Here is a 25,909-nt window from a genome sequence, read left to right as displayed (position 1 = left end):
GCGCCGCTAGCTCACGTGCAGGAGGCCGGGATTCATGCGTTCGAACGACAGCTCCCGCTGGATGATCTCCCGCGCTTCTTCCGGTTCCAGAAACTGCAGGTGACCCGTACGTTCGTTGAGGTGCGGTGGACGCTCTTGCACGGCCGCGAGCAGAGCGAGCCAGTTGGAGCGCAGGAACGGTCGCACGGCGTCCACGGCCTTGCGGGCGTGCGCGGTGAACTCCGCGGCGTCGCTTTCCGTGCTGGTCGCGCTGCTGAGCAGCTCGAGCAGCTGACGAAGCAGGAAGCCTTCGAAGGTGGGCGCGTAGAGCCGCGTTTCCTCGCCGGGAGCCACGAGCACGACGGGAGGAGTGTTGCCCGTGGCCCAGCTCGGATACCAGCACCACAGCTCTCCAGACGCTGTCTCAGCGAAGGGCACGGCGTCGGACGCTGCTTTCCAGCTCGTGGGAGGCAACCACTTGGCGATGCGCTTCAGCGACCACCACTGCACGCGGTCACCCAGCGTAGGCAATCCGTCGAGTGCGGATTCCTCATGCATACGGCGGAACACTCGCGGTGCGGAAAAAGCCCGCGCTGCCTGGAGTTGTCCCAGAAAATCTTGCGTCACGGTGTCCCCCTCAGCGGTAAGGTCCTCGATGGAGCCTCCGCTGCGTTCGTCCGGCAGCTTGTCAGAGTCAGGGGGAGAGTCAAGCGTGGCTCGGAAGTAGCTGCTCTCGGCTTGGATCATCTCGAGCAATAGTTCCGCACGGGAATGATAGGCTAGGGGTTTTCGTTGTGTGTCCGGGGAGTTTCGAGGCCCATTGCACTCGAATAGCTGCGCGCCTGCCTACTTCGGCGCGTTGGGTCTCAGCGCTGTGTGGCTTCTCGCGCCATCCGTAGCGCTTGTGCGAGGCGAGGTGGTGCGTCCTCGCGTTGATACGCCCGCTCCATGTAAGCGGCACAATTCGCTGCCTCGTCGAGCTCACCTAAATCGGAGTTACGCCAGCGTACGGCACTCCGGTGAGGTGCGCCAAATCACGGTCATACGTGGTCAGATCGTGGAGATCGAACTTCGAGAGGTGATCGTGGCCGCAGGCGCGCGCGAGCACCTGCATCAACTCGGTGGTGGCCTTGAACCAGTTGGTGAGGCGCGCGGCGGAGCGCTCGATGCTCAGCCGGCTGCGGAGCTTCGGATCTTGGGTGGCGATACCGACGGGGCACTTGTTGGTGTGGCAGGCGCGCATACCGAGGCAACCGATGGCTTGAATCGCGGAGTTTGCGACGGCGATGGCGTCAGCACCCAAGGCGAGCGCCTTGACGAAGTCTCCTTCCGTGCGGAGACCGCCGGTGATGACGAGCGTGACGTCCTTCGCGCCAATGGAATCGAGGTGGCGCCTCGCGCGCGCCAGGGCGATCATGGTGGGCACGGAGATGTTTTCCTTGAAGATCACGGGCGCCGCACCGGTCGCGCCGCCACGACCATCGAGGATGATGTAGTCAGCGCTAGCGCTCAGCGCGAAGTCGATGTCGCGCTCGATGTGCTGGGCGCTCAGCTTGAAGCCGATGGGAATGCCACCGCTTGCTTCTCGCACTTCATCGGCGACGCGGCGGAAATCTTCGGCCGTGTGCAGATCCGTGAAGGTGCTGGGACTGATCGCCGCGTTTCCCTCGGGAATGCCGCGCACCTCGGAGATCTTCCCTTTGACCTTCACCCCAGGTAGGTGCCCGCCGGTGCCGGTCTTGGCGCCTTGGCCGCCCTTGAAATGGAAGGCTTGCACTTGCTTGACCTTGTCGAGGGACCAGCCGAACTTCGCGCTCGCCAGCTCGTACAAGTAGCGGCTATTCGCGGCTTGTTCCTCGGGGAGCATGCCGCCTTCGCCACTGCAGATCCCGGTGCCGGCGCCTTCGGCGCCCATCGCGAGCGCCGTCTTGGCTTCTTCGCTCAGCGCACCAAAGCTCATGTCACTGACGAAGAGCGGCATGCTGAGCTCGAGTGGCTTCTTTGCGCGGGGACCGATCACCACCTGCGTACCCACCGGCGCGTCATCGAGCAACGGCTGACGCCAGAGCTGCGCCGTCAAGAGCTGGATGTCTTTCCAGCGCGGCAGCTCCGTCAGCGCGACGCCCATGGCGCTGGTCTCGCCGTGGTGGCCGACGTTGGACAAGCCGTTCTGCGCTAGCTCCTGGATGTGCCCGTTATACGGCTCTTGGGGTGTTCCGTGAGGATCTTGATACAGGCCGAGGTACACCTTGCGATCGTAGGGCTGCGGGTGCTTCTGCGTGAACGCCGCTACCTCACCCCCATCCACGAAGACGCTATCGCCTTCTACCCAGGCGCTGAATTTCGTGAGCACCTCACGGTTGTTGTAGGCACTCACGCCGGTATCCACGCGGTAATCCCAACCGTGGAGGCCGCAGATCAGGTTGTCGTGGTCGTCGACGGATCCGTCAGCTAGCAAGGCCCCGCGATGCAGGCAGCGGCCGTAGAGCACGGAGACGCTGGCGTCATAGCGGATCACGACGAGGTCGACGTCACCCACCAGGGCGTACGCCGGCTTGCGATCTTCGAGCTCGCTCCACTTCGCGACTTGAACGGGTTCTTTGGCTAGAGCTTCGGACATCGCCCGAGGGTGCGGAGGTCCGGACTGCGACACAAGGCGCCGTAGCGAGACACTGCGTTGCGCGGCGAATAGTCAGCCGCCTGTGCGTCACCCGCAGCGCAGTGGACGCGTCAACAGCCGCGGGTCTTGGCAGCGCGCTTCGCGGCTTTGACCGCGCTAGCCGTCGCTCGCAGGCCGTCGAACAACACGCCCAGGCGCCGGGTGCGCGTGGCTTCGTCTTGTTCGCCGCTGCTGAACACGCTCTTGGAGAGCATGATCACATCCTCCGCGGTGACATCGGCGCGCAGCTCCTTGGCGCGCTGAGCGCGCTTGACCAAGGCATCGAAGGCGGCGACGAAGCGCTTCTTGGCGGTCTTGACCTCGCCCGTCGGATAGCCGCCGAGAGCGTGGATGAAGTCCTTCTTCTTGTGGCTCTCCCGCGCCATGGTGTGGAGCAACTCGAAGAGCGCTGCGCCAGCGTCCGCTTTCTCCATCAGCGCCTCGGCGTGATCTGCAATGCGCTCCATGTGGTGCTGGAGGATCGCCCCAAACAGCGCCTCCTTGGTGGGGAAGTGGCGGTACACGGTGCCAACGCCGACCCCCGCGCGCTTCGCGATTTCGTCGATGGGCACGCTGAGCCCCAGCTCGGCGAACACCGCTTGGGCCACTTCGAGCACGTGCTGGCGGTTGCGCACAGCGTCCGCACGGCGACCCCCACGCGGGGATTTGTCGCCGCTCTTCGCGGACTTGGTGGGTGCTGCTGCAGCCGCTTTGGCCATCCCCTTCATTGTGCCCAACTCTTAAACGGAGTCGAGGTTCCGATTTGGGATTTAAACGGAATGGGGATTCCGTTAAGCTGCCATCGCTGGCGGCGCCCGCGCCGGTCACCAGGGAGGTCTCATGAGCGACGTAGCGAAAACCCCCGAGGAATTGTTCGAGGCCTTCCAGGAGGCCGCGCTCAGCAAAGATGCGCGTGCGTTTGCGGAGCTGTTCAGCGACGACGCGTGCCTGGAGTTCCCGTTTGCCGGGCTCTCATTCGTCGGCAAGTCGGCGATCTTCGAGCGCGCCAGTCAGGCCTGGGATAGCTCGCCGTTGCGCGCTCAGAGCTTTCGCGTGACCAGCTGCAAGCAGAACGACGACGGCTGCTTGGTCGCGGAGTACCAGGTGCAAGGCAACGCAGGCTCGGTTGCGCGACCGTTCAGCGTCAGCGGCGTGGCCGTGCTCGAAGCGCGGGACGGCAAGATCCAGAGCTTCCGTGAGTACCTCGACCCGGAGGGCCTCGCGGAGGCGAAGCGCCATGCGGTGGGTTCGCCGCGCTCGCTGCTCAGCGACTACTACCAGGCGATGCTGCTCAAGTCCGCCGACGCGCTAGCGGATTTGTACGCCGAAGACGGCGTGCACGAGTTTGGCTTCACCACCCCGAATCGTCCACAGAAGCTGTTCGGACGGGAGGCGGTACGGGAGTCCTACAGCGCCGGCTGGGCGAATCACCCGTTGGAGATCCAGCGCATCGAAAATGAGTTCGTGATCGACGGCGCGGACCCGGAGCTCGTCACTGCCCAGTGGCGCGCCCAAGCGACCATCATTGCCACGGGGAAACAGGTGAGGCTAACTGGCCTCTTGGTGCTGCGGGTGCGCGACGGATACATCGTTCACACGCGGGACTACATGGACGCGGTGGGTGTCTCTGAGGCCCTCGGGCGCGAGCCGTTTGCCGCGAAGCAAGAGGAACCGGAGCTCGAGCCACCGCTCGCGCTGGTGCATTCGAGTCCCAAGCCCAGCGCGCCTACCCGCGCGTGTCGGCGCTGACCTTCGCTTCCGACGCGATAACGGACCTGGACGCCGCTGGCGAAGCGTTCGTGCTCAGCAAGATCTTCCCGCGGCTCGGCGAGGTCGATACGACCGATGCGATCTTGAAGCTCTTGGCGTGAGCTGACGCCGCCAGCTCGCCACGGCGGCCACGGCGCGTGGCGCTGTTTTCGGGGCATATTTACCGGGCACGCATCCTGCCTAAGCGGCGGCCATGGTTGCCGTAGCGAGTCACAACGCGCCCATTCAGGGCAAGCCTCTTGGCCTGTGCTGCGTGGAGGCGAGCGCGCTGATAGGTCTCGAAGCCCACTCTATCCGTGTGGAAGTGTGCTGCACCCGTGGGCCTGCGCTGTTTCAGCTGGTTGGCCTCGCCGATGCTGCCGTGCGTGAGGCGCGGGTTCGCATCACGAGCTCCCTCGCACGCCTGGGTATTCTGGTCGACGAATATGCGCTGACGGTGAACCTCGCTCCGGCCGATCTCAGAAAGACTGGCGCGAGCCTGGACGTTGCCATGGCCCTTGGGGTGCTGGGTGCGATCGGCAAGCTCGACCCCAAACGTCTAGAAGGTGTGCTCGTCCTCGGGGAGCTTTCCTTGGGGGGAGAGCTACAGCCGGTGCGCGGTGTGTTGCCCCAGCTCGAAGGCGCGCGCACCCGCGGTCTGCGGGTCGCCATTGTGCCGCGTGGAAATAGGCGCGAGGCGGGCCTGGTGGAAGGCATGCAGGTGCTCGCCGCGGAAGATCTGGCGGCGGTGTACGCGCACCTGCTGGGCGAAGAACGCTTGCCAGAGGTACCGCTCACGGATTTCCAGCCAGAGTCCCAGGCGAGTCGTGAGCTCGACCTGTCGGATGTGCGCGGTCAGTCCCTCGCGCGGCGAGCTCTCGAAGTGGTCGCCGCGGGGGGCCACAACCTGCTGATGATCGGTCCGCCGGGGGGTGGCAAGACGCTGCTCGCGCGGCTCTTGCCGAGCATCCTGCCACCGCTCTCGTTCAGTGAGGCCATCGAGGCGACGGCGATTCACAGCGTGGCCGGTTTGATCGAACCGGCGCGTGGCGTGGTCAGTCGGCGACCGTTTCGTGCGCCCCATCACTCAGTCAGTGATGCGGCGTTGGTCGGCGGCGGAGAGCTTCCGCGGCCTGGCGAAGTGAGCCTGGCGCATCACGGGGTGCTCTTCCTCGACGAACTAGCGGAGTTCCGGCGGAACACCCTGGAGAGCCTGCGCCAACCGCTCGAAGATGGGACCGTGCTCGTGAGTCGCGCTCGAGCCCGCGCCGTGTTTCCTGCGCGAGCGATGGTCGTCGCCGCAGTCAATCCATGTCCGTGCGGATATTATGGTCATCCGCGCCGCCATTGCCGCTGTGGCGAGCTGCAGCGCAAGCGCTACCTCTCGCGGCTCTCGGGTCCGCTGCTCGATCGCTTGGACGTGCACGTGTCCGTGCAACCCGTGGCCGTCGAGGCGCTGACTAGCAAGCGATCGGGGGAGACGTCGGCTGTGGTTCGTGAGCGAGTGATCGCCGCGCGCCAGCGCCAGATCGCGCGTCAGGCGGCCGGGGAGACGCGGGCCCCGTACAACGCGCAGCTATCCGCCAAGGAAGTCGAGCTAGTGGCCAAGCCGGATCGGGAGGCGACCACGGTGCTGACGCGGTCGGTGAATCAACTAGGGCTGTCGGCGCGCGCATTCGTGAGGGTGCTGCGAGTTGCCCGGAGCATCGCCGACTTGGAGGGCGACGCGCGGGTGCGCAAGGCGCATGTGATTGAAGCGGTCCAGGGGCGCCTGCTCGATCGCGAACCGATTTAGGCCGGCACCTCACAAGCCAGTGCGACCGAGCGCGGTCGCTCTTGGGAACCAAACGTGTCCACGGGGAATGCCGTGCGGCAATAGGAGAAGTGCGCAATGAAGGACAGAGCAGAGAGCAAAACGGGCAAGGACGTAAAGGCCAGCAAGCCAGAGCTAGCCAAAGCTGGTGAGGCAAAATCCGGCGCGGCCAAGGCGGACGGGGCGGTTGGGGAGGGGATAGCGGTTTCCGTGGTACCTCCCCCCCAAACTCAGAGGCAGAACAAGGTCGAGCCGGCGCCGGCGAAGCTCGCTGAGGTGCGGGAGGTAATGGGCGCTGTCGAGAAGCAGTTCGGCAAGAACGCGATCATGCGCCTTGGAGATGACCACGCAGTGGAGCCGGTGGAGGTGATTCCGTCGGGATCACTTGCTCTCGATAAAGCGCTGGGTGTCGGTGGTTATCCGCGTGGGCGCGTCATCGAGATTTTTGGGCCGGAATCCAGCGGGAAGACCACGCTGACGCTGCACGCCATCGCCGAGCTACAGGCGGCGGGCGGAGTCGCGGCGTTCATCGACGCGGAGCATGCCTTCGATCTGCGCTACGCAAAGGGGATCGGCGTGAACCTGGGCGGGCTCCTGATCTCGCAGCCGGACAACGGCGAGCAGGCCCTGGATATCGTGGAGCTGCTGACGAAGAGCGGTGTCGTGGACTTGATCGTGATCGACTCAGTGGCGGCGCTGGTGCCGCGTGCGGAGATCGAAGGCGATATGGGAGACTCCCACATGGGTCTTCAAGCGAGGTTGATGAGCCAAGCGTTGCGCAAGCTGAACGGCGCCGCGTCGCGCACGGGCACCACGCTGATGTTCATCAACCAGCTTCGCCAGAAGATCGGCGTGGTGTTCGGCAATCCGGAGACGACCACCGGCGGCACCGCGCTCAAGTTCTACTCCAGCGTGCGCCTCGACGTGCGTCGCATCGGCAAGGTGCAATCCGGAGACGCCGTGGTGGGCAACCGAACGCGGGTGAAGGTGGTGAAGAACAAGGTCGGCGCTCCGTTCACTGAGGCCGAGTTCGACATCCGTTGGGGCACCGGCATCGACGCGGCTGCAGACTTGCTCGACGCCGCGGTCGTCACTGGCGCGGTCGCGAAGAACGGCGCGCACTACGCGAGGGACGGCAAGAGCTTCGCTCAAGGCCGTGAAAAGGCGCGAGAGGTGTTGATGGCGGACGCGCAGCTGATGGGCAGCCTGCACAAGGCAACCCGCGAGGCGCTGCTCAGCGTCCCGGTGGCGGCGTAGGCGATAAATCGGGCGGCCTCCGAGCGGGACTCGGGGGCTGCTCGGTGCCTAGTCCTGAGTTGGTTGCCCGGAGGAAATAGAATCCGACCGCCGCCGCGACCAAGCCAGCCACCGAACCGACTGCGAGGGACCAGCGCGGGCTCCAGTGGTCGGCAATCCAGCCGACCAGCGGCGCGCCGAGGGGTGTGGTGCCGAGCGCCACTGCGAGCATGATCGCCAGCACGCGGCCTCGCATGTGTGGCGCTGTGTTGAGCTGAATGTAGCTGTTCGCGCCGGTCGTGAAGCTCTGTACGGAGACGCCGACGCTGACCAACGCCAGGCAGAAGGTGATGTAGCTCGGCGCCAGCCCAGCCAGAGCAAACGCGACTGCCATCGCCGATGCGCTCAAGAGCAGGCGCTTGAAGCTCGGCGCGCTCTGGCTCGCGATGAACAGTGCACCCGTCACCGAGCCGATCGCCATCACGGAGGTGGCGAGGCCATATTCGCCGGGGCCACGGCCGAACGTGATGGCAGACATCGTCGAGACGAAGATCGGCAAGTTGAGCGCAAACGTGCCGATGATGCAGAACATCAACATCGCGCCTCGTAGGTCGCGGCGTTGCCACACGTAAACGAAGCCATCGAACAGCTTGCCCGGCGACTGGCCAACGCGCCGCGTCTGCAGCTCCGCACCGCGCAGCTGCGTCAATGAAATCAGCACCGCGACGAACGACGCCGCGTTGAGCACGAACACCCAGCCGGTGCCGACACCCGCGATCAGCAGACCAGCCACTGCGGGGCCGATCATGCGCGCGGCGTTGAACGACGTGGAGTTCAGCCCGACTGCGTTCGGCAGATCCTTCGGCTCGACCAGCTCTGAGACGAACGCCTGACGAGCTGGCGCGTCGAACGCCGTCACGCACCCCAGGCCAAACGCAAAGCCGTAGACGTGCCAGAGCTGGATGTGACCGGACAGCGTCATCAGGCCCAGGCCGAGCGCCAAGAGCGCCAGCAGTGCTTGAGTCACGTACAGCAGCTTGCGCAGCTCGAAGCGATCCGCCGCGTAGCCCGTGAGCGGTAGCAACACCACGCGCGGGCCAAACTGCAGCGCCATCACGGTGCCGACCGCTGTGGCGTTGTGATGCGTGAGGCCCGTCAGTACGAGCCAGTCCTGCGCCGTGCGCTGCATCCAGGTACCGATGTTCGACACCAGCGCACCCGCCGCCCACAGGCGGTAGTTGAAGCCGTTCAAGGAACGGAAAGTGGCGATCAAGGGTCTCACGGTGCGCTTTCAGGAGCCGTCACAGAGCAGCGACGCATTCGAGGTATAGTGCGCCGCTCTTCGAGTCGGTAGGAGCGCGGAGGCACCAGCATGAAGGCAGGGCAAGCAAGTCGGACGGCGGTGATGGTGTGTCAGGGACGCGCTTGGGCCCATGCAGCAGGCAACTGTCCGCGCTTCAGCGATCCGACGGCGATGGATCTGCTGCCTGCGGACGCCGCGGAGGACGTGCGCGCAACCCTCGAAGGTCGCCTCCTACTCAGCCCGCGCAGCCGTTTCACGCGCACCCATTTGATCCGCAACGGCCTGGTGCAAGCCGTGCGCACGGTTGCCATCGATGATGCAGTGCGCAGAAAATCCACGCGGCAACTCGTGATCCTAGGCGCCGGGCTCGATGGTCGCGCCTGGCGCATGCCTGAGCTTCAGGAGACTACGGTGTTCGAGGTCGATCACCCCGACACCCAGCGCGCCAAGCAAGCGGCGCTCGGAGAACGCGCGCCGTGCGCCAAGGAGGTTCGCTTTGCTGCGGTCGATTTCACCCGCGACGACTTGGCGGAGCGGCTCGCTGCTTCAGGTCACGACGCTGAGCTGCCAACGACGTGGATTTGGGAGGGGGTCGTGATGTACCTCACGCCGGAGCAGGTCGAGGCCACGTTGAGCGTGATCCGGGATCGCTCAGCCAAAGGGAGCCGCCTGATCATCGTCTACCACCGCCCGGCGTGGGTGCTGAAGCTGGTGAACCTCTTCGTGTCGCGCCTGGGTGAGCCGTTTCGCTCCACCTTCTCCGAGGGCGCGATGCGCGCGTTGCTCGCGCGCTATGGCTTTCAAGTGAGCGAAGACCGGAGCGCGGCGGAGGTCGGTGGGTCGTTGTCAGCGGCGGTAGGCCAGGCCACGCGCTTCGCGACCCACCTACGGATTGCCGTTGCAGACAGCTAGCGCACAGTCCACGAAGGCTCGCAGCTTGGGCAGCTTCCTCGAGGAAGCGGGGTAGTAGAGAAATAGCCCTGGGACGCTGACGCTGAAGCTCTCTAACACGGCCTTCAAGCTTCCCGCTTCCAGCTCCGGAGCCACCTCGGGTAGCGTCGTGTAAGCCAAGCCGAGGCCATCCAACGCGGCTTGTACGAGCACGTCGTGATCATTCGAGACGATGTTGCCGGTCACCGCGATTTCCAGGTCTTTGCCGCGGCGTTGGAACTCCCAGCGATACTCGTTCTCGGAGGCCAGGGAGTGCCAGCCGAGGCAGGTGTGCTGGAGCAGGTCTTCGGGCCGCTTCGGTACGCCGTGGGAAGCGAAGTACTCCGGCGAACCCACGACGACGAAGCGGATGGGGGCGGTGAGGCGAGCCGTCAGCATGTCTTTCTGCGTGGACTCCCGAGAGCGTACACCCGCGTCGTAGCCGTCGGCGACGATGTCTACCGTGCGGTCATCCACCGTCACATCTACGGTCACGTCGGGGTAGCGCTTGGCAAACTCCAAGAGCACCGGGGCGAGTCCACAGCGGACGGCGACTCGGGGCACGCTCAAGCGGAGCTTGCCCCAAGGCGGCTCGTCACCGGCTCCGATCGCGCTGAGCGCGTTCTGTGCCGCACGGATAGACCCGCCTGCCTCGCTCACCAGCCGCGCTCCGACATCGGTCACTCGCACGCTGCGCGTGCTGCGCACGAGCAGCACCACGTCGAGCTCAGCTTCCAGCTGAGACACGGCTTGGCTCACCGCCGAGGGCGACATGCCCAACACTCGAGCGGCTTTCGAGAAGCTCCGCAGCTCCGCCACGCTGAGGAAGCTTGCCAGGCGCCCCAACATGCCGCCCCGAATGACCACCGGCTGCTTCATGGTTGGCTTCGGATTGCTACGGTTCACTTAACAATCCTCGCTCCCCCAGGAAGCGCCGTCCAGCTTCAGGCGTGTCGACCTTCCAGGGCGTCGGGCTCGCCGCCGCTCAAGAAGCGCCGCATCATCTCGCTCTGCAGAAACTCATGAGGAAAGCCCAGCGGCTGGCGTGTCTCTGCATCGAGGCGCGCCAACTGCTCCGGTGTCAGCTTCACGTCGAGGCAGCCGAGGTTCTGTTGCAGCTGCTCGAGGGTCCTGGCGCCCAGGATCGGAATCACCCGGCTCTGACCGACGCGCTGGTGCTGGATCCAGGCGAGGGCTACCTGAGCCGGCGTCGCTTCGACCTGTGCGGCGATCTCGCTGACTAGCTTTGCGATGCGCAGGGAACGTTCGGGGATCCCATTTGCTTGGAGGCGCGTCGGCTCACTGCCGGGCTTGGCATACTTGCCTGAGAGCACGCCAGCAGCCAGAGGCGCCCAGGCGGTGACACCCAAACCCAGCGCCGCGGCCATGGGGAAGAGATCGCGCTCGGCGCTGCGTTCGACCAAACTAAATTCCACCTGGATACCCACGAAGGAGGACCAGCCGCGCAGCTCACTGAGAGTGTGGGCCCGGGCGATGTCCCAGGCCGGCGTGTCTGACACCGCGACGTACAGCACCTTGCCCATGCGCACCAAATCGTCCAGCCCGCGCAGGATCTCCTGCCACGGCGTCTCGTTGTCCCGAGCATGCAGCCAGTACACGTCGATGTAGTCGGTGTTCAGCCGGCGCAGGCTCTCGTCGATCGAGCGCAGCATGTTCTTGCGACCGTTGCCCGCTCGCCGCGGGCCGCCTTCCCGCGCTGGGGTGTACTTGGTCGAGACGACGTAGTTGTGGCGGTCGCTCGAGATGAACTCGCCCACCAGGCGTTCGCTCTCGCCGGCCGCGTACAGATGCGCGGTGTCGATGAAGGTGCCCCCGGCGTCCGCGAAGGCTCCCAACATGCGCAGACTTTCTTCCGCGCTGGTGCCGAAGCTCCGAGGGTCGCCGAAGGTGATCGCCCCGAGGCAGAGCTCTGAGATGCGAAGACCGCTGTTTCCAAAGGTGAGCTGTTTCATACCCCTGGTTGTGGGGCAGCCGGATTGCGAAGTGAACGGCCAAGATATGAAAGCAGCTATTAAGCATTACTTCAGAATGGCTGGCCCGCGCCGAGCACTGCGCTTGACGAGTCCAATTAGAGCTACCATTCTAGAATAGTGGCTCGCATTGCGAAGTTCAGCGACGACCAGCTGATTGAGGCGGCTCGTCAGCTCATCCTGGAGGGAGGCCCCGGCGCGGCCACCGTCAACGCCATCGCCAGCCGGGTGGGCGCGCCGGTTGGCTCCGTCTACCACCGCTTTCGCTCTCGCGAGCTGATCCTGGCCCATGTGCTGCTGGACGCCGTGGCTGCGTTTCAAGAGCCCTACCTGGAGTTCGCGAGCCGCCCCGAGGCGACGCCTGGAGGCATCGCGGCGCACTTCATCGAGTGGGTCGTGGCCCATCCAGAAGACGCAAAGCTCTTGGCGCTGTATCGGCGTAGCGAGTTCCTATCAGGCGCCGTTCCCGAAGAGCTGCGCGCCCGCGCCGAGCGCCTGCAGACGGAGATCTACGAGTGGATGCGGCTCTTGTGTCGGCGCTGGTTTGGCCGGGTCTCCCAGCGCGCAGAAGACGCCGTGCGCCTTGCGCTACTCGAAATTCCGTACGGCGCTGTCAGGGGAAGGCTCGGGCGCAGCGAGCGTTTCCCAGAGGATCTAGCGCGACTGGTGGCTGCCGCGGCGGACGCGGTCATCGCCAGCGCGAAGGAGAAATAGCCATGGAATTCGCCAATATTCATCAACGTTGGATGCCTGGGGACGCTGGGCGAGCCGCCCAGTTGCTGGACAGCTTGGCCGGTCCTGGAGATCGCCTCTGGCCCAAACAGAGCTGGCCAGCGATTCGCTTTCCCCAACCGCTCGAGGTCGGGGCGCGCGGCGGACATGGACCGATCCGCTATCGCGTCGAGGCGTACGAGCCTGGACGCCAGATCAGCTTCCGGTTCCTGCCGGAAACGGGCTTCGAGGGCAGCCATTGGTTCGAGGTGGTGCCCCGGGATGGGGGCATTCTGTTGCGGCACGGACTGGAGGCTCGCAGTGGCTTCTTTGGCAGCCTGTACTGGAGCCTGGCGATCCGCTTCTTGCACGATGCGCTGGTGGAGGACGCTCTGGATAACGCCGAGCGGGCGCTGACCGGTGACGTGAAGCGCCCCGCCCGCTGGTCTCCCTGGGTCAGGGCGCTCCGGCTGGGGATGCGCGCTCTGAATCGGGTGCCTGCCGAGGCGTCTGCGGTGTGATAGCCTCGGTCGGCGATGGCTCGAAGTAGCGTGGCGCTCGATGTGGTGCGTCCCGCGCTCCGTGCAGCGACAGCGCACGGGGTGAGGGACGCGCTGCTCGTTGCCGCGAGGATTGATGCAGCCCAGCTCGACGATCCCAAGGCGCAAATCACCGAGCGGCAGCACGCGGCGCTGTGGGAAGCCCTACCGAGGCTGACGGGTGTGCCGGAGATCGGGCTCGAGGTGGGGCGCGTGCATGCCCTGCCGGAGACGTTTGGCCTACTGGGCTTTCTCGCCGCAAGCTCCGAGACGATTGGCGAAGCCCTCGAGCAGATCGTCGCGTACCACGCCCTCGTGAGTCGGCGCAGCCAGATTGAGCTGCTGCTGGGGCGCCGCGCGCGCATCCAAATCGCGTCCGTCGACGGTCAGACGTGGCCCGCGGCGTTGAGCGACAGCTGGGTGGCGACTTACGCAACCCTTCCGGCGCGGGTCACCGGTACGCCCGTCGCCGCCGAGCGCGTTGGGGTCATGCACGCGAAGCCTACGTACGCTGAGGTGTACCCCGCTTCACTTGGCGCTCGCGCCGTGTTTGGGCAGCAGCACAACTTCGTGGAGTTGCCGCGGGAGGTACTGGAGCTGCCGCTCTCCGGTCGAGCTCCGGAGCTCGCTGCTGTATTGAGAGGCGCGGCGCGTGACGCGCTCGAGCGCTTACCAGAAGAGGACTTGCTCCTGGCGCGGCTGTCGGCCCTGACCCTCGAAGCGTTGCCGCGCGGTAGGCCGAAGGTCGACGTCCTGGCTCGGCGCCTGGGTCTTGGCGCGCGCTCCTTGCAGCGGAGGCTGATGGAGCGCGGACTGACCTACAGCGCGTTCCTCGACCAGACGCTGAAAAAGCGCGCTGAGGAGCAGCTCGAGCACACTGCACGCGGTGTTTCCGACATCGCCCTCGAGCTAGGCTTCGACGACGCGAGCGCTTTCGCGCGGGCCTTCAAGCGCTGGACGGGTACTTCGCCCAGTGCCTGGCGCAAGCGTGCCAGCTGCTAGTGCCAGTTGGTAGAGCTGCTAGAAGACGCCAGCGTGCTGCAGCATGAAGCCGCTGCCGCCGCCAAGGGCACTGCTCGAGGTGCCCGGGTTGAAGTCCTGGACGACGTCGAGGTAGCGATGCACTCGCCGGCTCGCGAAGTAGTCCAGCGTGATCAGCACCAGAGCCTCGCCGGCCAGAGCCATGCCGGCGCCGGTGAAGGCTTCCTTTTCGCTCAGCGTGCCGTAGCTCGCGAGCCCTGCGCCGACGAACATCGCGCCGATTTCCGCCCAGCGGTAGAGGTCGAAGCGATCGGCGATGCCTTGCAGGCGCTCCGTCTCGCGCTTCTTGTATCCGCTCGGATCCGTCTTGAGTTCCCGGGTCAGCTCGTCGTGCTTGGGATCCAACGCGAGGTTGTAGGTCACTGCCAGGATACTCGTGAGTACACCGAGGCCGATGGTGGTGTACCCAGCTCCCTTTGCTAGGTCGTCGTCGCGTGTCGCCAGGACGACGCCGCCGCCAGTGGTGAGCACGCCGACTCCGAGGAACAAGAACGCATCGCGCCGTTCGCCGGAGTACCACTCGTCCATCGCGGCCTGGGGGTTTGAGCGGCGTTTGCGGACTGCGCGTGAGCGTTGCCGCTCATCAGCAGTGAGCCAGAGAAGGAGACCAAACAGACCAGCAGCGTGAGGAGCCGTGCAAAGGACATGGCAGGCCATATCGGCTCGGAACCCACAGGCCGCCATGCCGTTCGCGACAGGCGTCATGCCGAAGGTGACAAACCGAAGTCAGTGCTCTTTGCGGATCAGGCCCAGCACTCGCGGCTTACCGTCCAGGCGAAAGTGCACCTGCATCGCTGGCTTCACATCACGACCGCGCACCACCCGCAGGCGGCTGACGGTGTAGCCCTTTCCACGCGCTGGGACGCAGATCCGGCCGTCTTTGTGTTCGGTGTGCTCGCTCTTCACGTGGTCGTCTGCATCGAGCACCTCCACGACCCCCGAGCGTGCGAGCCCGTACACCAAGCCGAGATCGATGGCACACAGCTGGAGCGTACCCTGAGCGTCACGCTCGAAGTGGAAGTCGTCCAGGGGGGACAGCGCCTCGAGGTACGCCTTGCCCACCTTGCGCTGGCGCTTGAGCAGGGTATCGACCACATAGCTCGCGGCGTCGGCGTCGCTCAGCTGCCCCCGCTTTACTATTTCCGTGAGGATTGAACGGTCGAAGCGCATCACCAGCTTGGCAGCCCAGAAGGCGTCGACTTCATCCAGTTCGTAGAATGGCCAGTACGGATACGCCTCGCGCCACTCGCGGGGGTCGAAGGGAGAGGCACCAAACGGCCCGACGGAGAGCCAAGGCGTCTCCTTCACGTCCTCCCAAGGTCGCTTCCAGAGGCCCAAAGACACCAGGGCGCGCGATTGGTTCTCCCAGTCCCAGGCGTACTCGAAGCCGTCTTCGTGGCGGTTCTTTTCCGCGGGGTGACCGCCCATGGCCTCCCCAAAGTCGAGGAAGTAGTGGCGCAAGAAGCGCCGCCCGTTCTCCTCCACGTACAAGTCGAGGGTGTTGTCCTCTTTCATGTCGGTGTGGTTGAGCCATGCGCCAATCACGCGCATCCCACGCACTTCTCGGCGATGCTCGTGGGGGACCAGATCGTTCGGGTCGTCGCCACGCAGGCCCTTGGCCGGGAACCCGCCTTTGGGCACGCCTTCTAGAAACTCGCTGGAAGACGCGCGGTAGCGACCGTCGGCGAGCCGTGGGGCCTTGGCCAGGGCTTCCTCCACGTCCGCCACCGTCATCTTGCGCTTCTTGCCGAACTCGTCTTTGAGCTTGGCGTCTGGCCCGAGCTTCAGTTCGTTCCGCGCGAAAACGAAGAGGTCGTCGTTCGGGACGTTGTACCCGGCGGCCCAAATCACCCGGTTGACGATCACGCTCACCGAAGTCTGGAGCTCTGGGTTCTCCTTCGTGTCGAACTTGATCACGAACTTCCGGCCCTTCGCGTCTTTGGCGAAGAAGCCGGGGTTCGCGCCGCCCGCTTTGGCTGAGGTGATGGTCAACGGGAGGGTCGGCGGCCCCGCATCGGAGGTGCCGGTCGCGGCCTCCTCTGGGGTGAGCTGGCGCACGCCGATGCGATTGGTGAACCAGCTGCTATCGGGGACCTCTTCTAGCGCGTTGGTGTTCCACGCCGGTTCCTTGTCAGGCAGGCTCAAGACCCGCGTCAGCTGACCGTGCACCATCACCTCGGAGCCGAATGGCAGCGGGAAGAACTCTCGCTCTTCGGGCTCCGCAATGTTCGCGGTGTCGCTCACACGCCACACGATGGGCTGATCTTTGAAGTGCTCGGTGGAACCGGCGCAGCCAACCAGAGCGAGCACGAGCGGGGCCAAGTGGAGGTGAGAGAGCTTCATAGCTGGCGGTTCCTCTTGTGGAAGAACTCCAAGGGCGAAGTGGTCACGAAGAACGTGAACTGATCACCATAGGCGAGGTCGATGCTCAGGACGACGTCTTCATCCGTGTGGATCAAGAAGCCGCCGCCGGCGCCGACTTTCCAATCTTCGAAGGCTGATGAGCCCACCAGGGTGTCGAAGTCCCGTCCCACGTTACCCGCATCGACGAACAGCTTGCCGCTCAGCAGCTGGTGGATGGGGTAGCGGTACTCAGCCGTGGTGACGGCGGAGAGCTTGTCTCTGAAGCGATCTGACAAGTAACCGCGGAGATCGTGAACACCGCCCAGACGCGGTAACTCGACGAAGGGGATGCGCTCCTCATCGCCCACCACGCCCTCCAGCGCGGCCCGCAGCGCGAGCACTCGTGTGTGGCGATAGAGGTCGATGAACTTCGTCATTTCCCCGCCAAAATGCCAATAGCGGAAGCCTTGGGCGGGGACCACGGCGCCGCCCAGCAGCTCGAAGTAGCTGCCCTCCGACGCGAACTCCTGGTCACGAGTATCACGCACCACGGTCAGCCCGAGCTCGAGGGAGTTCACCCCGTCGTCGAAACCGGATATCCGTGCGGTATCATAGACTTGTTCGATGGAAGGCTCGGGGAAGTCTCGTTGTTCGCGGTCGAAGCGCCGCCGGTTGTACACGCCAAACAGCCCAAGCTTCGTGAGGTTGCCTTGCTCGCCCAGGGTCCCTCCAGCGCGCACCAAGCCCAAGACGCGTTCTTGCTGGAAGCGCGTGGCGATGTTGGTGTCCCGAGGGCCGAGTCCGCTGCCGCTCGTCGACTTCTCCTCACCCCCAAACCCGAAGAAGAGGATGCCAGGTTCCCTTTCGTAGCGTGTGCGCGTCTCGAGCCACAGGCGTGAGCCGCCAACCCGGTCGCCCTCGAAGGCTGTTTCGTAGGCTTGCACGTAGCGTCCGCCAAACTTGCCGGCGAAGGACAACTCTTCTTCGTGACCTGCGACGTCGTTGTCGAAGACCTTCAGGCCGTAACTCAGCCCGTAGCCGGTCTCCGATGCAACGGTTGGGTAGAAGCCGGCGGTGTGCGCCTTGTCGAAGTAGAACAGATCGATCACCCGCGGCACCACGGCGTAGCGATCGATGCCCGTGAGGAGCACCTCGAGGGGCGTGAACACAATGTCGACCAGGAGCTTCGCCGGGAACAGCACCGCGCGGGCCGGCAGCAACACATAGTCTTCGCTCTCCCAGCCGGGCTTCTCCGTGTAGCCGTGGGCGTCGTCCGGACGCGTCGCTGGGCTTTGCTTGCTTTCGTCGTAGCTCCTGAGTGGAGTGCCCGGTTGCGAACCCGAGCGTGGAAATGTGTTTCCCTCGGGATCTTGCTTCGGTTTTTGGGGGGGAGGGGGCTCCGGTTCTTCGTCGTCAGGCGCTGGCGCTGCCGGTTCCGCAGCTGGATCCGTGGGCTGCGCCTGGGCGCTGGGTACGGTCGCCAGCTCGCTGAACAGCAGCGCGAAAGCGAGAGGGAGCTGTCTCTTGGGACGGAAGCGATGCATGGTTCCACGCGCAGCCAAGCGGCTTCGCGGGATTCACTATACGGCGCCCCGCTGACTAGCGGGAGTACCCCCGGAGCCGACCGTAGACGCGTTCGAGCTCCGAGTCGTCAGAGGCTGCGGCATTGCGCGCCGGCGTGAGCATTTGCCGCAGTTGTTGCGCAACTGGGTCGTGTCGATCGGCTTCTTCATGAAGTGCGCGGGCCACCCACGAAAAGGCCTCGATGAGGCGCGGGGCCACGCTTGAACCGACGTGATCTCCGTGGCGCAACAAGTGGTATTCGTGAGGCACGTCTAGGTCCCAGAGCACGCGATGGTGGAACTCCGCGCCGTCGTGGGCGCTGAGCGCGTCGTCGCTACCCGCTTCCAAGCGTATGGCGAGCTGACTCAGCTCCGAGGCGTTGCGCTCAGCGCGCTGCGCCGGGTGATCTGCTGCAAAGAGCGTGGCATCCCGGTCCTTTCCCAGGAGTCGTGCCGGCACCTCGGGCGGGTAGAAGTAGCGGTTACGCAGGGGACTCGTTGTGGCATCCAGCGACGGCTCGAGCATCGGCGCGGTAGCAGAAACCGCGTGGAAAGTATTGGGTCGCGAGAACGCGATCTTCAGCGCGCCATAGCCGCCCATCGAGATCCCGACCAGACCTTGGCGATCCGAGAGCGCCACGTGGTCGCGCAAGGCTCGTGGGGCGTCGACCGCAATTCGGGTCTCGAACTGCCAGCCGCGCTCGGCGTCGTCCAGATAGAAGCAAAATGGCGGCACCTCCACGCACGCGATGCAGAGCGGCAAGAGGTCGCCTACCGCCCACGCCGACTCGATTGAAGGGCGCAGGTCCGAAAGGTTTTCGACTTGCCCTCCGCCGCCGAACAAGAACAGACACAGCGGCACTGGATGATCGCCCTCTGGACGCAGTGTGAGGCAGTCAAACGCAACTGAAGCGTGATCATCTCGCAGATTGAAGCGTTGCAGCGTCCCCATGACTCGAGGCTAGGTCTAGGTGCTCCCCGTGCCAAGCGTCGCGGCGACTCAAGGTCTGGCGGCCCCGATCACGTTGCTGGCATCACGAATCTGACGCGTGACCTGGCCGTACCGATCTACTCAACCGAGCCGGTGCATCAGCTGATGCACAGCCTCGAGGTGCCGAAACGAGAACAGTGGGGGCCCACGTTCGGCGACGAGTGGGTGAAGGCGTGGACCTACCCCACGAAACATGTTTCCTCAGGGCAAGTCGTTGAGATTGACGGCGTCAGCTATCGTGTCGAGGACCTCGGCGCCGGCGGTGACTCTGACGCGAACTCCGTGTGGTTCATCGACGCGCCGGTGAAGACGGCGTTCTTGAGTGACTTGGTCTTCAACGGGCCTCACTCGTACGTCGCCGACGGTCACAACGCGACTACCTCTTGACGTTCATTGGTGAGGTTCAACAGCATCGGGGCCAAGCCCTCACATTGCCTGACTCCGCGAAGCAACAAATCCGTGAGAAGATGCAGGCCCGCTACCCCGGAGCCGGACTCGAGTTTTTGATCGACCCCAGCGCCGACGCCATCGCACGCGAGCTCGGCTGAACGAAGCGACGCAACCCCTCTATGTCGAACCCCGAAGCCGCCCTCGTCATCCAATCCCGTGAAGAGCTCGCCGAGTTGCTCACGGAGGCGTGCGAGATCGAGCACAACCTGATGTGCTGCTACCTGTACGCGGCATGGTCTCTCAAGACCGCGGAGGACGGCTTGGAGGGCGCGCAGCTCACCGCGGTGGAGCGTTGGCGAAACAGCATCGTCAATGTCGCCATCGACGAGATGGCGCACCTCGTCAACGCGAACAACTTGCTCGTGGCAATCGGTGGTCCGCCACACCTCAGGCGTCCGAACTTCCCGATCCCGCGGGGCTATCACCCCGCGGACATCGTGGTGGAGCTCCACCCCTTCGATCAGAGCACGATCGATCACTTCGTGTTCCTGGAGCGGCCAGAGGGGGTGGACCACCCAGATGGCGCCGGCTTCTCTCATTCCGTGCGGTATCGCCGCGTGTTCAGCTCGCAGATGCTGCTGCCCTCGGCTCAGGACTACGGCACGGTCGGTCATATGTATCGTGAGGTGCGCGCGGGCGTCGAGCGGTTGGTGGCGACCCTGGGGGAAGAAGCGCTCTTCGTTGGTGACCCAGCGGTACAGCTTGGCCCTGACCTGGTGAACCTCGAGGGTGTCGTTGCGGTCGTGGATGCTGCTTCCGCCTACCAAGCAATCGACGAAGTCGTGGCGCAAGGCGAGGGCCACAGCGAGGAGTCGCCCGACTCTCACTATCGACGTTTTCGCGCGATCCAAGACGAATATCGTGAGCTCCAGGCGGCGGATCCGAGCTTCGTCCCGGCGAGGGACGTCGCGAAGAATCCGGTGCAGCGGTTTCCTCCGGCCCCCGAGGGCAAGACCTGGGTGGAGGAACCAAGCGCCGCGCGAGTGCTCGACTTTGGCAACGCCATCTACAACCAAATGCTACGACTGCTTGCGGTTGCGTACTCCCCCGTGTCCGCGGGCGAACGACGTGCGGCGGTGGATGAAGCCGTTGCAATCATGCACGCGTTGCCGGATGTCAGCGACGTGTTGACAGCACTTCCCGCTCGACCCGAAGGCGGAGAATGCGCTGGGATCTCCTTCGCGATGACGCGCCAACTGCGAGTCCCAGGGGCGGCCTCTGCCATGCAGCTCCTCGCGGAGCGAACTGACGAGCTTGCGCGGGGCGCTGAGTTGCTGAAGGACGTTTCCCCGAGGTTTGAGGCCATCGCGAGCAACCTGGTTGGCAGCGCTGACCGGCTCCGCGCACAAGCGCCGGAGCGCCCGCGGAGGCGCCTCGACGTGCTCCCCGAAGCTCCTGCCGCAGTTCAGCCCGCCGCAGTTCAGCCCACCGCAGCCCAGGCGGCGGCACCCGCTGAAGCCGCAGCGGACGAACCTGCCGCGGAGGTGGTCGAAGGCCAAGCGCTGACTCTGAGCTTCGACAGCAAGCGTTGCATCCACGCCCGCTTTTGCGTGTTGGGCGCGCCACGGGTCTTCCTCGCGAACACCCCGGGAGAGTGGATCTATCCAGACCAAATGCCGGCTGAGGAGCTGGCGGCGATCGCCAGGCGCTGTCCGTCCGGTGCGATCACCTACACGCGCAAGGACGGCGGCTTCGACGAACAAGCGCCGGAGGTGAATACGCTGCACATCCGGGAGAACGGGCCGTACGCCGTGGTCGCCGACCTGCACGTGTCAGGGCAAGACCCGCGTTTCCGCGCGACACTGTGTCGTTGTGGCGCCTCCAAGCACAAGCCGTACTGTGACGGCAGCCACAACGCTGCGGGCTTCGCGGCGAGCGGCGAGCCCGCCACCGGGGACACCACCAGCCTCGCCGCGAGAGACGGTCGCTTGACGGTGGAGCCCCTGCATGACGGTCCACTTTCGGTGAGCGGCAACCTGGAAATCTGCGCCGGCACTGGGCGCACCGTCGCGCGGATCACGCGGGCGAAGCTCTGCCGGTGTGGCGGCTCAGCGAACAAGCCATTCTGCGATGGCACCCATCGCCGCATTGGTTTCCGCTCGGAATCTTAGTCCTCGACGAAGTCGCGCAAGCGCCCGAGGGAGGCGAACCTGCGCTTGTCTGGCTTGGGTAGTAGTCGCTTTCGGGCCCGTTCCTGAGCGGCTAACGCTGTGACACACAAGCGAAACAATCGCGCGGTGCTGTGCGGCCAAAAACGTGGGCCTCCGGGGCGCGGCGGGTTGCAGAAGGGATCTCGCTTGCCTTGCCTAGGGGCCCGGGCATGATGAGCAAGCTGCCTTGGGCACTATCGCTTCGGCTTCGTGGTCGGCAGCGGCCTGCGAATCGTGTGAGATATGTTCTCGTTTACTCCTATCCGTGTGCGCCGTTTCGAGTCCGTCCCCGCCTTGCCTGAGCCGCTGGTTCCGTTACTGGAAATCGCCAACAACCTTGGCTGGAGCTGGCATCACGAGTCGGTAGATTTGTTCGCGCGTATCGACCCCAAGCTGTGGCACGCGACGAAGCACAACCCGCTGATGTTGCTGCGTCGCTGCTCACAGACGCGCCTGGAACAGCTCGCGACCGATGAGTCCTACTTGTTCTTGTTGCAGACGGTGCAGCGTCACCTGACCGAACATCACCCCTCGCCGGGTTGGTTCGAAGCACGCCATCCTTCCGCTAGCGACGCCACGATTGCATATTTCTGTGCGGAATTTGGCTTGGCCGAGTGTTTTCGCAACTACTCTGGCGGCCTTGGGATCCTGGCCGGCGATCACCTGAAGAGCTCCTCGGGGCTTGGGGTTCCCCTGACCGGCGTGGGGCTTTTGTATAGCCGCGGGTATACCCAGCAGGAGATCGACAAGTCGGGCTTTCAGCAGGACTACAGCCCCGATCTCGATCTCTACAACTTGCCGCTCCGACGCATCATCGCGGAAGACGAGTCTCAGGTTGTCGTCAGTGTCGAGTTTCCTGGTCGCGAGGTGAAGCTCGGGTTGTGGGAACTCTTGGTGGGGCGCGTGCGGCTGATCTTGCTCGACGCGAACCTGCCTGAGAACTCCCAGGAAGACCGCGAGATCACCTCTCAGCTCTATGGCGGTGACCAAGTCACGCGCATCAAGCAGGAGCTCGTCCTGGGGGTTGGCGGACGTCGTGCCCTGGCGCGCCTGGGTATCACCCCCAGCGTCCGGCACATGAACGAAGGACACGCCGCGTTCCAGGCGCTGGAGCAGATCCGCATGTCGATTGAAGCAGACGACCTGAGCTTTCAAGAAGCGCTGGTCGCCAACGCTGCGGGGAACCTCTTCACCACGCACACTCCGGTTCCCGCAGGTATTGACCGCTTTCCGAACGAGCTCGCGCGAGAGTACCTGGCGCCCCTCGCGCCGGGGCTGCGAGTCGAGGTCGAAGACTTGCTGCGCCTCGGACACGTGAAGCCTGACGACGCGCACGAAGAGTTCTCCATGGCGGTGCTCGCGCTGCACACCAGCCAGCGCGCAAACGGCGTCGCGCGGCTGCATGGCCGCGTGAGTCGCGCGATGTGGTCCGAGCTCTGGCCGCAGACCCCGGTGCAAGACGTGCCGATTGGTCACGTGACCAACGGCGTGCACTTGATGAGCTGGATCGGCGTCGACCTCGCGGAGCTACTCGACCGCTACCTACCGCCGCGCTGGCGCTCGCACCCCGAGGAGCATGAAGTCTGGAGCGGCGTAGAGCAGATCCCCGAGGAAGAGCTGTGGCGAGTTCATGACACGCGCCGTCATCGCCTCGTCCGCTACTTGAGGGGACTGTACGAGGACCGCGTAAAGCGCAACGGGGAGACGCTCAATTCTCCGCCGCCAGAAGAAGTCTTCGACCCCAACGCGTTGACCATCGGCTTCGCTCGGCGCTTCGCCACCTACAAGCGCGCCGACCTGGTGTTCTCGAACGCGGAGCGCTTGAAGCGCTTGCTGAGCGACGCTGAGCGCCCCGTGCAATTGGTGTTCGCTGGCAAGGCGCACCCAGCAGACCTCGCCGGCAAAGAGCTGATTCAGAAGATCATTCAGTTCGCCCGGGAGAACGGCCTCGAGCGTCGTGTTTTCTTTGCGGAAAATTACGATATGGAGGTCGCGCGGCACCTGGTGCAGGGTGTCGACCTCTGGCTCAACACGCCCCGCCGGCCGATGGAAGCTTCCGGCACCAGCGGCATGAAGGCGGCTATCAACGGCGTGCTCAACTGCTCGATCTCCGATGGCTGGTGGGACGAGCGCCCGTCTGCAGCGGTCGGCTGGACCATCGGTAACGGTGAGGAGTACTCGGATCGCGACTACCAGGATCGCATCGAGAGCGAGCGGCTCTACGATGTGCTCGAACACCAGGTGGTGCCAACGTTCTACAAACGCGAGAACGACGTGCCTGAGGAGTGGGTGCGCATGATGAAGCACAGCATCCGAGAGCTCGCGCCGCGCTTCAACTCCCACCGCATGCTCCAGGACTACTCCGATCAGTACTATGTGCCGGCCCACCTCCACGCTCAGCGCCTCGCCGCCGACGGATTCAAGGCGGGGCGCGCGCTGTGCGAGTACTTGAACACCGTGCGCGCGAATTGGCCGGCGGTACGCATCGAAGAGGTTCAAGCGGAGACCCAGAGCCCGATCCACGTCCAGCGCCCCCTGAGCGTCGCCGCTCAGGTCACGCTCCCGGAGGCGATCACGCCCCAGATGGTGAAGGTGCAGGCCTGTTTTGGTCCCATTGATAACCGTGGGGAAATAGCGAATATCGCGGCGGTGGACCTGACCCTGGAGCAAGAGCTGACGGGCGGTCGCTACCGCTACGTGTGCGAGCTGAGCGTTGAACAAACCGGCGTGCATGGCTTCGCCTTGCGCGTGCTTCCGGATCATCCAGACCTCGCGCAGTCGTTCGTTCCCGGCCTGGTCGTTTGGGAGCCCGCGGGCAGCCCGGGTGAGTGAGACCGAGTGATCAAACGTCCACGTCGGGTTGGTGTGTGTGCGGAAGGCGACTTCCTGCGCGCCGAGCTTGGGAGCCGCTTCGCGATCGAAGCGGAGGTGCCGTTGCAACCGTCGCTGGTGATCGCGCGCACGGATTTGCCAGGGCCCGTGGGTACCTTCGTCGATCTGCCGCTGCACCGTGTTGCGGGAGATCGCTATCGGGTGGAGTTCGAGGTCAATCAGCTCGGCGTCTTCCATTTTCAGCTTCACGCCTCCTGGGATGGCGGTGCCTCCTTCGAGCGCGAGGCGCGCCCTCACGGTAGGCTCAAGGTCGAGCCGCGGCTGGTGAATGACCTGCGGATGTACACGTTGATTCCGCGGGTGAGCGGGCGTTTTCCCCAGTGGCGCCAGGAACTCCAGCGCATTCACGATCTGGGGTTCAACGCGGTGCATTTGTTGCCTATCACCATGATGGGCCCCTCCGAGAGCCCGTACGCGATCTCCGATTGGTTCCGCGTCACCCAGGCGTACGCCGAGCCGACGTCAGTGAGTTCCTCCATCGAACAGTTCGAGGCGTTCACCGCCGAGGCCAAGCGGCTGGGGATCGGCTTGTGCATGGACTTGGTGGTGAATCACGTCGCGCGTGAGGGCAGCATCGCGCGTTCCCATCCCGAGTGGATCGTCCCCGACGCAACCGAGGCCGACGGCTTGAAGCGGGCAGGCTTCTGGGCGGGGAAGAACTGGGTGAAGTGGGACGACGTGGTGCTGCTCAACACGGGGCACCCCGAGCCCAATGTGCGTCAGGCGCTGTGGGACGAGCTGACGCGCTATGCGCTGTTCTGGTCACGGTTCTCCGCGGAAACGGGTGGCGTGGTGCGCCTCGACAATGCCCACAGCACTCACCGCGGCTTCCTGGAGCAGATGTTGAACGTGCTCAATGCGCGTTATCCCCACGTCGCCGTGCTGGCGGAGCTCTTCGATTCAGAGCAAGCAGCAGAGCGCCTGCTGTGGCACGGCGGCGTGCAGATGCTGCTAGGCACCGCGTGGGAGTCGCCGTACGCCGCCGACACTCGGCGATACTTGCTCTACTTGCACCGCGCGGAGCCGCGATTGCACCACTACCTCCCAGTGTTGTCCCAGGACAGCGGATCAGTCGCAGAAGAGTATGGCTCTGCCGCGGCAACGCCCGCGCGCTACGCCGTGGTGGCGCTGCTTGGCTTGGGGGCCACGGGCGTCGTCCAGGGAGTCGAGCATGGAACGGACACTCGAGTGCCGTTCATCGGGGCGCCCGATGGCTTCCATCAGCTCGGCGACGGACGCTACGCTGAGGCGCTCAGAGCCATCAATCACCTGCAGGCTTCGGATTCGATTTTCCGAGTGGCAAAAAATCTGCACTTCATCGACGGCGATCATCCAGCGCTGGTCGCCGGTTGTCGCTCTCACCCCCAAACCCAGAAGAACGAGTACCTAGTCGTCGCGAACTTCGACGTGGGGCGCGAACAGACGTTGCACTTCCCGGACAGCTGGCGCGGCAGGCCGCTCCGTTCGCTGTTTGGCGGTCATCCGGACATTGCTGCGGCTCCCGACGAGCTCCGCCTGGAGCCCGCCGGGGTGCGTATCTACCGCTGCGGCTGAGTTCGGGCAGCGGCTC

Annotated in this window: 22 protein-coding genes; 12 read left to right on the top strand and 10 right to left on the bottom strand. The window is 64.8% G+C overall.

All coding sequences use genetic code 11. The features are described from left to right. Window positions 1-6: 6 nt before the first annotated feature. The 3 genes from H6718_06270 to H6718_06260 form a co-directional block, all read right to left on the bottom strand. Window positions 7-726 (bottom strand): hypothetical protein, encoded by a 720-nt coding sequence (locus H6718_06270; protein MCB9584983.1) that lies wholly within the window; start codon window positions 724-726, stop codon window positions 7-9. 238 nt (window positions 727-964) lie between these two features. Then, window positions 965-2,599, bottom strand: a complete 1,635-nt coding sequence (locus tag H6718_06265) for a Rieske 2Fe-2S domain-containing protein (protein MCB9584982.1) — start codon at window positions 2,597-2,599, stop codon at window positions 965-967. A 110-nt stretch (window positions 2,600-2,709) separates the two neighbouring features. Then, complete coding sequence (locus H6718_06260) at window positions 2,710-3,357, bottom strand: TetR/AcrR family transcriptional regulator (GenBank protein MCB9584981.1); 648 nt, start codon at window positions 3,355-3,357, stop codon at window positions 2,710-2,712. Window positions 3,358-3,478: 121 nt separating this feature from the next. On the opposite strand from H6718_06260, the gene H6718_06255 reads away from it, so the two are divergent. From H6718_06255 to recA, 3 genes are all read left to right on the top strand, one after another. Then, window positions 3,479-4,387, top strand: coding sequence for a nuclear transport factor 2 family protein (locus H6718_06255; GenBank protein MCB9584980.1), 909 nt, complete (start codon window positions 3,479-3,481; stop codon window positions 4,385-4,387). A gap of 214 nt (window positions 4,388-4,601) precedes the next feature. Continuing rightward, window positions 4,602-6,182, top strand: coding sequence for a YifB family Mg chelatase-like AAA ATPase (locus tag H6718_06250; protein ID MCB9584979.1), 1,581 nt, complete (start codon window positions 4,602-4,604; stop codon window positions 6,180-6,182). A gap of 306 nt (window positions 6,183-6,488) precedes the next feature. Further along, window positions 6,489-7,457, top strand: a complete 969-nt coding sequence (gene recA, locus H6718_06245) for a recombinase RecA (GenBank protein ID MCB9584978.1) — start codon at window positions 6,489-6,491, stop codon at window positions 7,455-7,457. Here recA and H6718_06240 read toward each other — a convergent pair. Next, window positions 7,435-8,709: an MFS transporter gene (locus H6718_06240; GenBank protein MCB9584977.1), complete on the bottom strand. Its 1,275-nt coding sequence runs from the start codon at window positions 8,707-8,709 to the stop codon at window positions 7,435-7,437. The two genes, recA and H6718_06240, sit on opposite strands and share 23 nt — an antisense overlap. Before the next feature lie 99 nt (window positions 8,710-8,808). Here H6718_06240 and H6718_06235 point away from each other — a divergent pair, with 99 nt between their 5' ends. Continuing rightward, window positions 8,809-9,651: a class I SAM-dependent methyltransferase gene (locus H6718_06235; protein ID MCB9584976.1), complete on the top strand. Its 843-nt coding sequence runs from the start codon at window positions 8,809-8,811 to the stop codon at window positions 9,649-9,651. Here the strand turns inward: H6718_06235 and H6718_06230 are convergent. After that, window positions 9,625-10,518: a LysR family transcriptional regulator gene (locus tag H6718_06230; protein MCB9584975.1), complete on the bottom strand. Its 894-nt coding sequence runs from the start codon at window positions 10,516-10,518 to the stop codon at window positions 9,625-9,627. The two genes, H6718_06235 and H6718_06230, sit on opposite strands and share 27 nt — an antisense overlap. A gap of 95 nt (window positions 10,519-10,613) precedes the next feature. Next, window positions 10,614-11,642: an aldo/keto reductase gene (locus H6718_06225; protein MCB9584974.1), complete on the bottom strand. Its 1,029-nt coding sequence runs from the start codon at window positions 11,640-11,642 to the stop codon at window positions 10,614-10,616. A 138-nt stretch (window positions 11,643-11,780) separates the two neighbouring features. Here H6718_06225 and H6718_06220 point away from each other — a divergent pair, with 138 nt between their 5' ends. The 3 genes from H6718_06220 to H6718_06210 are packed head-to-tail and all read left to right on the top strand — an operon-like array spanning window position 11,781 to window position 13,912. Beyond that, a complete protein-coding gene (locus tag H6718_06220; GenBank protein MCB9584973.1) occupies window positions 11,781-12,374 on the top strand; it encodes a TetR/AcrR family transcriptional regulator in 594 nt (197 codons plus the stop codon). A 2-nt stretch (window positions 12,375-12,376) separates the two neighbouring features. Then, window positions 12,377-12,892, top strand: coding sequence for an SRPBCC family protein (locus H6718_06215; protein MCB9584972.1), 516 nt, complete (start codon window positions 12,377-12,379; stop codon window positions 12,890-12,892). 15 nt (window positions 12,893-12,907) lie between these two features. Then, entirely contained in the window at window positions 12,908-13,912 is a 1,005-nt protein-coding gene (locus H6718_06210; protein MCB9584971.1) for an AraC family transcriptional regulator, read from the top strand. A gap of 18 nt (window positions 13,913-13,930) precedes the next feature. On the opposite strand, the gene H6718_06205 is transcribed toward H6718_06210, so the two are convergent. The 4 genes from H6718_06205 to H6718_06190 all read right to left on the bottom strand — a co-directional run bounded on the left by H6718_06205 (window position 13,931) and on the right by H6718_06190 (window position 18,808). Beyond that, on the bottom strand, window positions 13,931-14,479 hold the full coding sequence (locus H6718_06205) for a hypothetical protein (GenBank protein MCB9584970.1): 549 nt from the start codon (window positions 14,477-14,479) through the stop codon (window positions 13,931-13,933). Between the two features lie 198 nt (window positions 14,480-14,677). Further along, a complete protein-coding gene (locus tag H6718_06200; protein ID MCB9584969.1) occupies window positions 14,678-16,294 on the bottom strand; it encodes a hypothetical protein in 1,617 nt (538 codons plus the stop codon). Continuing rightward, a complete protein-coding gene (locus tag H6718_06195; GenBank protein ID MCB9584968.1) occupies window positions 16,291-17,838 on the bottom strand; it encodes a hypothetical protein in 1,548 nt (515 codons plus the stop codon). Before H6718_06195 ends, H6718_06200 begins: the two co-directional genes overlap by 4 nt. A gap of 55 nt (window positions 17,839-17,893) precedes the next feature. Then, on the bottom strand, window positions 17,894-18,808 hold the full coding sequence (locus H6718_06190; protein ID MCB9584967.1) for a hypothetical protein: 915 nt from the start codon (window positions 18,806-18,808) through the stop codon (window positions 17,894-17,896). Between H6718_06190 and H6718_06185 the strand changes: the two genes are divergently transcribed. The 5 genes from H6718_06185 to H6718_06165 all read left to right on the top strand — a co-directional run bounded on the left by H6718_06185 (window position 18,794) and on the right by H6718_06165 (window position 25,893). Further along, window positions 18,794-19,234 (top strand): hypothetical protein, encoded by a 441-nt coding sequence (locus tag H6718_06185; protein ID MCB9584966.1) that lies wholly within the window; start codon window positions 18,794-18,796, stop codon window positions 19,232-19,234. The two genes, H6718_06190 and H6718_06185, sit on opposite strands and share 15 nt — an antisense overlap. Continuing rightward, window positions 19,231-19,395 carry a hypothetical protein gene (locus H6718_06180; protein MCB9584965.1) on the top strand — a complete coding sequence of 55 codons (165 nt, stop codon included), beginning with the start codon at window positions 19,231-19,233 and terminating at the stop codon, window positions 19,393-19,395. Before H6718_06185 ends, H6718_06180 begins: the two co-directional genes overlap by 4 nt. Before the next feature lie 21 nt (window positions 19,396-19,416). Beyond that, on the top strand, window positions 19,417-21,408 hold the full coding sequence (locus H6718_06175; protein MCB9584964.1) for a CDGSH iron-sulfur domain-containing protein: 1,992 nt from the start codon (window positions 19,417-19,419) through the stop codon (window positions 21,406-21,408). A gap of 306 nt (window positions 21,409-21,714) precedes the next feature. Then, on the top strand, window positions 21,715-24,279 hold the full coding sequence (gene glgP / locus H6718_06170; protein ID MCB9584963.1) for an alpha-glucan family phosphorylase: 2,565 nt from the start codon (window positions 21,715-21,717) through the stop codon (window positions 24,277-24,279). A 6-nt stretch (window positions 24,280-24,285) separates the two neighbouring features. Next, window positions 24,286-25,893: a hypothetical protein gene (locus H6718_06165; protein MCB9584962.1), complete on the top strand. Its 1,608-nt coding sequence runs from the start codon at window positions 24,286-24,288 to the stop codon at window positions 25,891-25,893. The last annotated feature ends 16 nt before the right edge of the window (window positions 25,894-25,909 follow it).

The sequence above is a fragment of the Polyangiaceae bacterium genome, from assembly GCA_020633205.1.
Taxonomy (GTDB): Bacteria; Myxococcota_A; Polyangia; order Polyangiales; family Polyangiaceae; genus JAHBVY01.
This window is presented reverse-complemented; position numbering and strand designations above follow the sequence as displayed.

Excerpts from the sequence above, each read along its gene's own strand:
- H6718_06270 (MCB9584983.1), bottom strand. The coding sequence starts at position 726 with ATGATCCAAGCCGAGAGCAGCTACTTCCGAGCCACGCTTGACTCTCCC.
- H6718_06265 (MCB9584982.1), bottom strand. The coding sequence starts at position 2,599 with ATGTCCGAAGCTCTAGCCAAAGAACCCGTTCAAGTCGCGAAGTGGAGC.
- H6718_06260 (MCB9584981.1), bottom strand. The coding sequence starts at position 3,357 with ATGGCCAAAGCGGCTGCAGCAGCACCCACCAAGTCCGCGAAGAGCGGC.
- H6718_06255 (MCB9584980.1), top strand. The coding sequence starts at position 3,479 with ATGAGCGACGTAGCGAAAACCCCCGAGGAATTGTTCGAGGCCTTCCAG.
- H6718_06250 (MCB9584979.1), top strand. The coding sequence starts at position 4,602 with ATGGTTGCCGTAGCGAGTCACAACGCGCCCATTCAGGGCAAGCCTCTT.
- recA (MCB9584978.1), top strand. The coding sequence starts at position 6,489 with ATGGGCGCTGTCGAGAAGCAGTTCGGCAAGAACGCGATCATGCGCCTT.
- H6718_06235 (MCB9584976.1), top strand. The coding sequence starts at position 8,809 with ATGAAGGCAGGGCAAGCAAGTCGGACGGCGGTGATGGTGTGTCAGGGA.
- H6718_06230 (MCB9584975.1), bottom strand. The coding sequence starts at position 10,518 with ATGTTGGGGCGCCTGGCAAGCTTCCTCAGCGTGGCGGAGCTGCGGAGC.
- H6718_06225 (MCB9584974.1), bottom strand. The coding sequence starts at position 11,642 with ATGAAACAGCTCACCTTTGGAAACAGCGGTCTTCGCATCTCAGAGCTC.
- H6718_06215 (MCB9584972.1), top strand. The coding sequence starts at position 12,377 with ATGGAATTCGCCAATATTCATCAACGTTGGATGCCTGGGGACGCTGGG.
- H6718_06210 (MCB9584971.1), top strand. The coding sequence starts at position 12,908 with ATGGCTCGAAGTAGCGTGGCGCTCGATGTGGTGCGTCCCGCGCTCCGT.
- H6718_06205 (MCB9584970.1), bottom strand. The coding sequence starts at position 14,479 with ATGGACGAGTGGTACTCCGGCGAACGGCGCGATGCGTTCTTGTTCCTC.
- H6718_06200 (MCB9584969.1), bottom strand. The coding sequence starts at position 16,294 with ATGAAGCTCTCTCACCTCCACTTGGCCCCGCTCGTGCTCGCTCTGGTT.
- H6718_06195 (MCB9584968.1), bottom strand. The coding sequence starts at position 17,838 with ATGCATCGCTTCCGTCCCAAGAGACAGCTCCCTCTCGCTTTCGCGCTG.
- H6718_06190 (MCB9584967.1), bottom strand. The coding sequence starts at position 18,808 with ATGGGGACGCTGCAACGCTTCAATCTGCGAGATGATCACGCTTCAGTT.
- H6718_06175 (MCB9584964.1), top strand. The coding sequence starts at position 19,417 with ATGTCGAACCCCGAAGCCGCCCTCGTCATCCAATCCCGTGAAGAGCTC.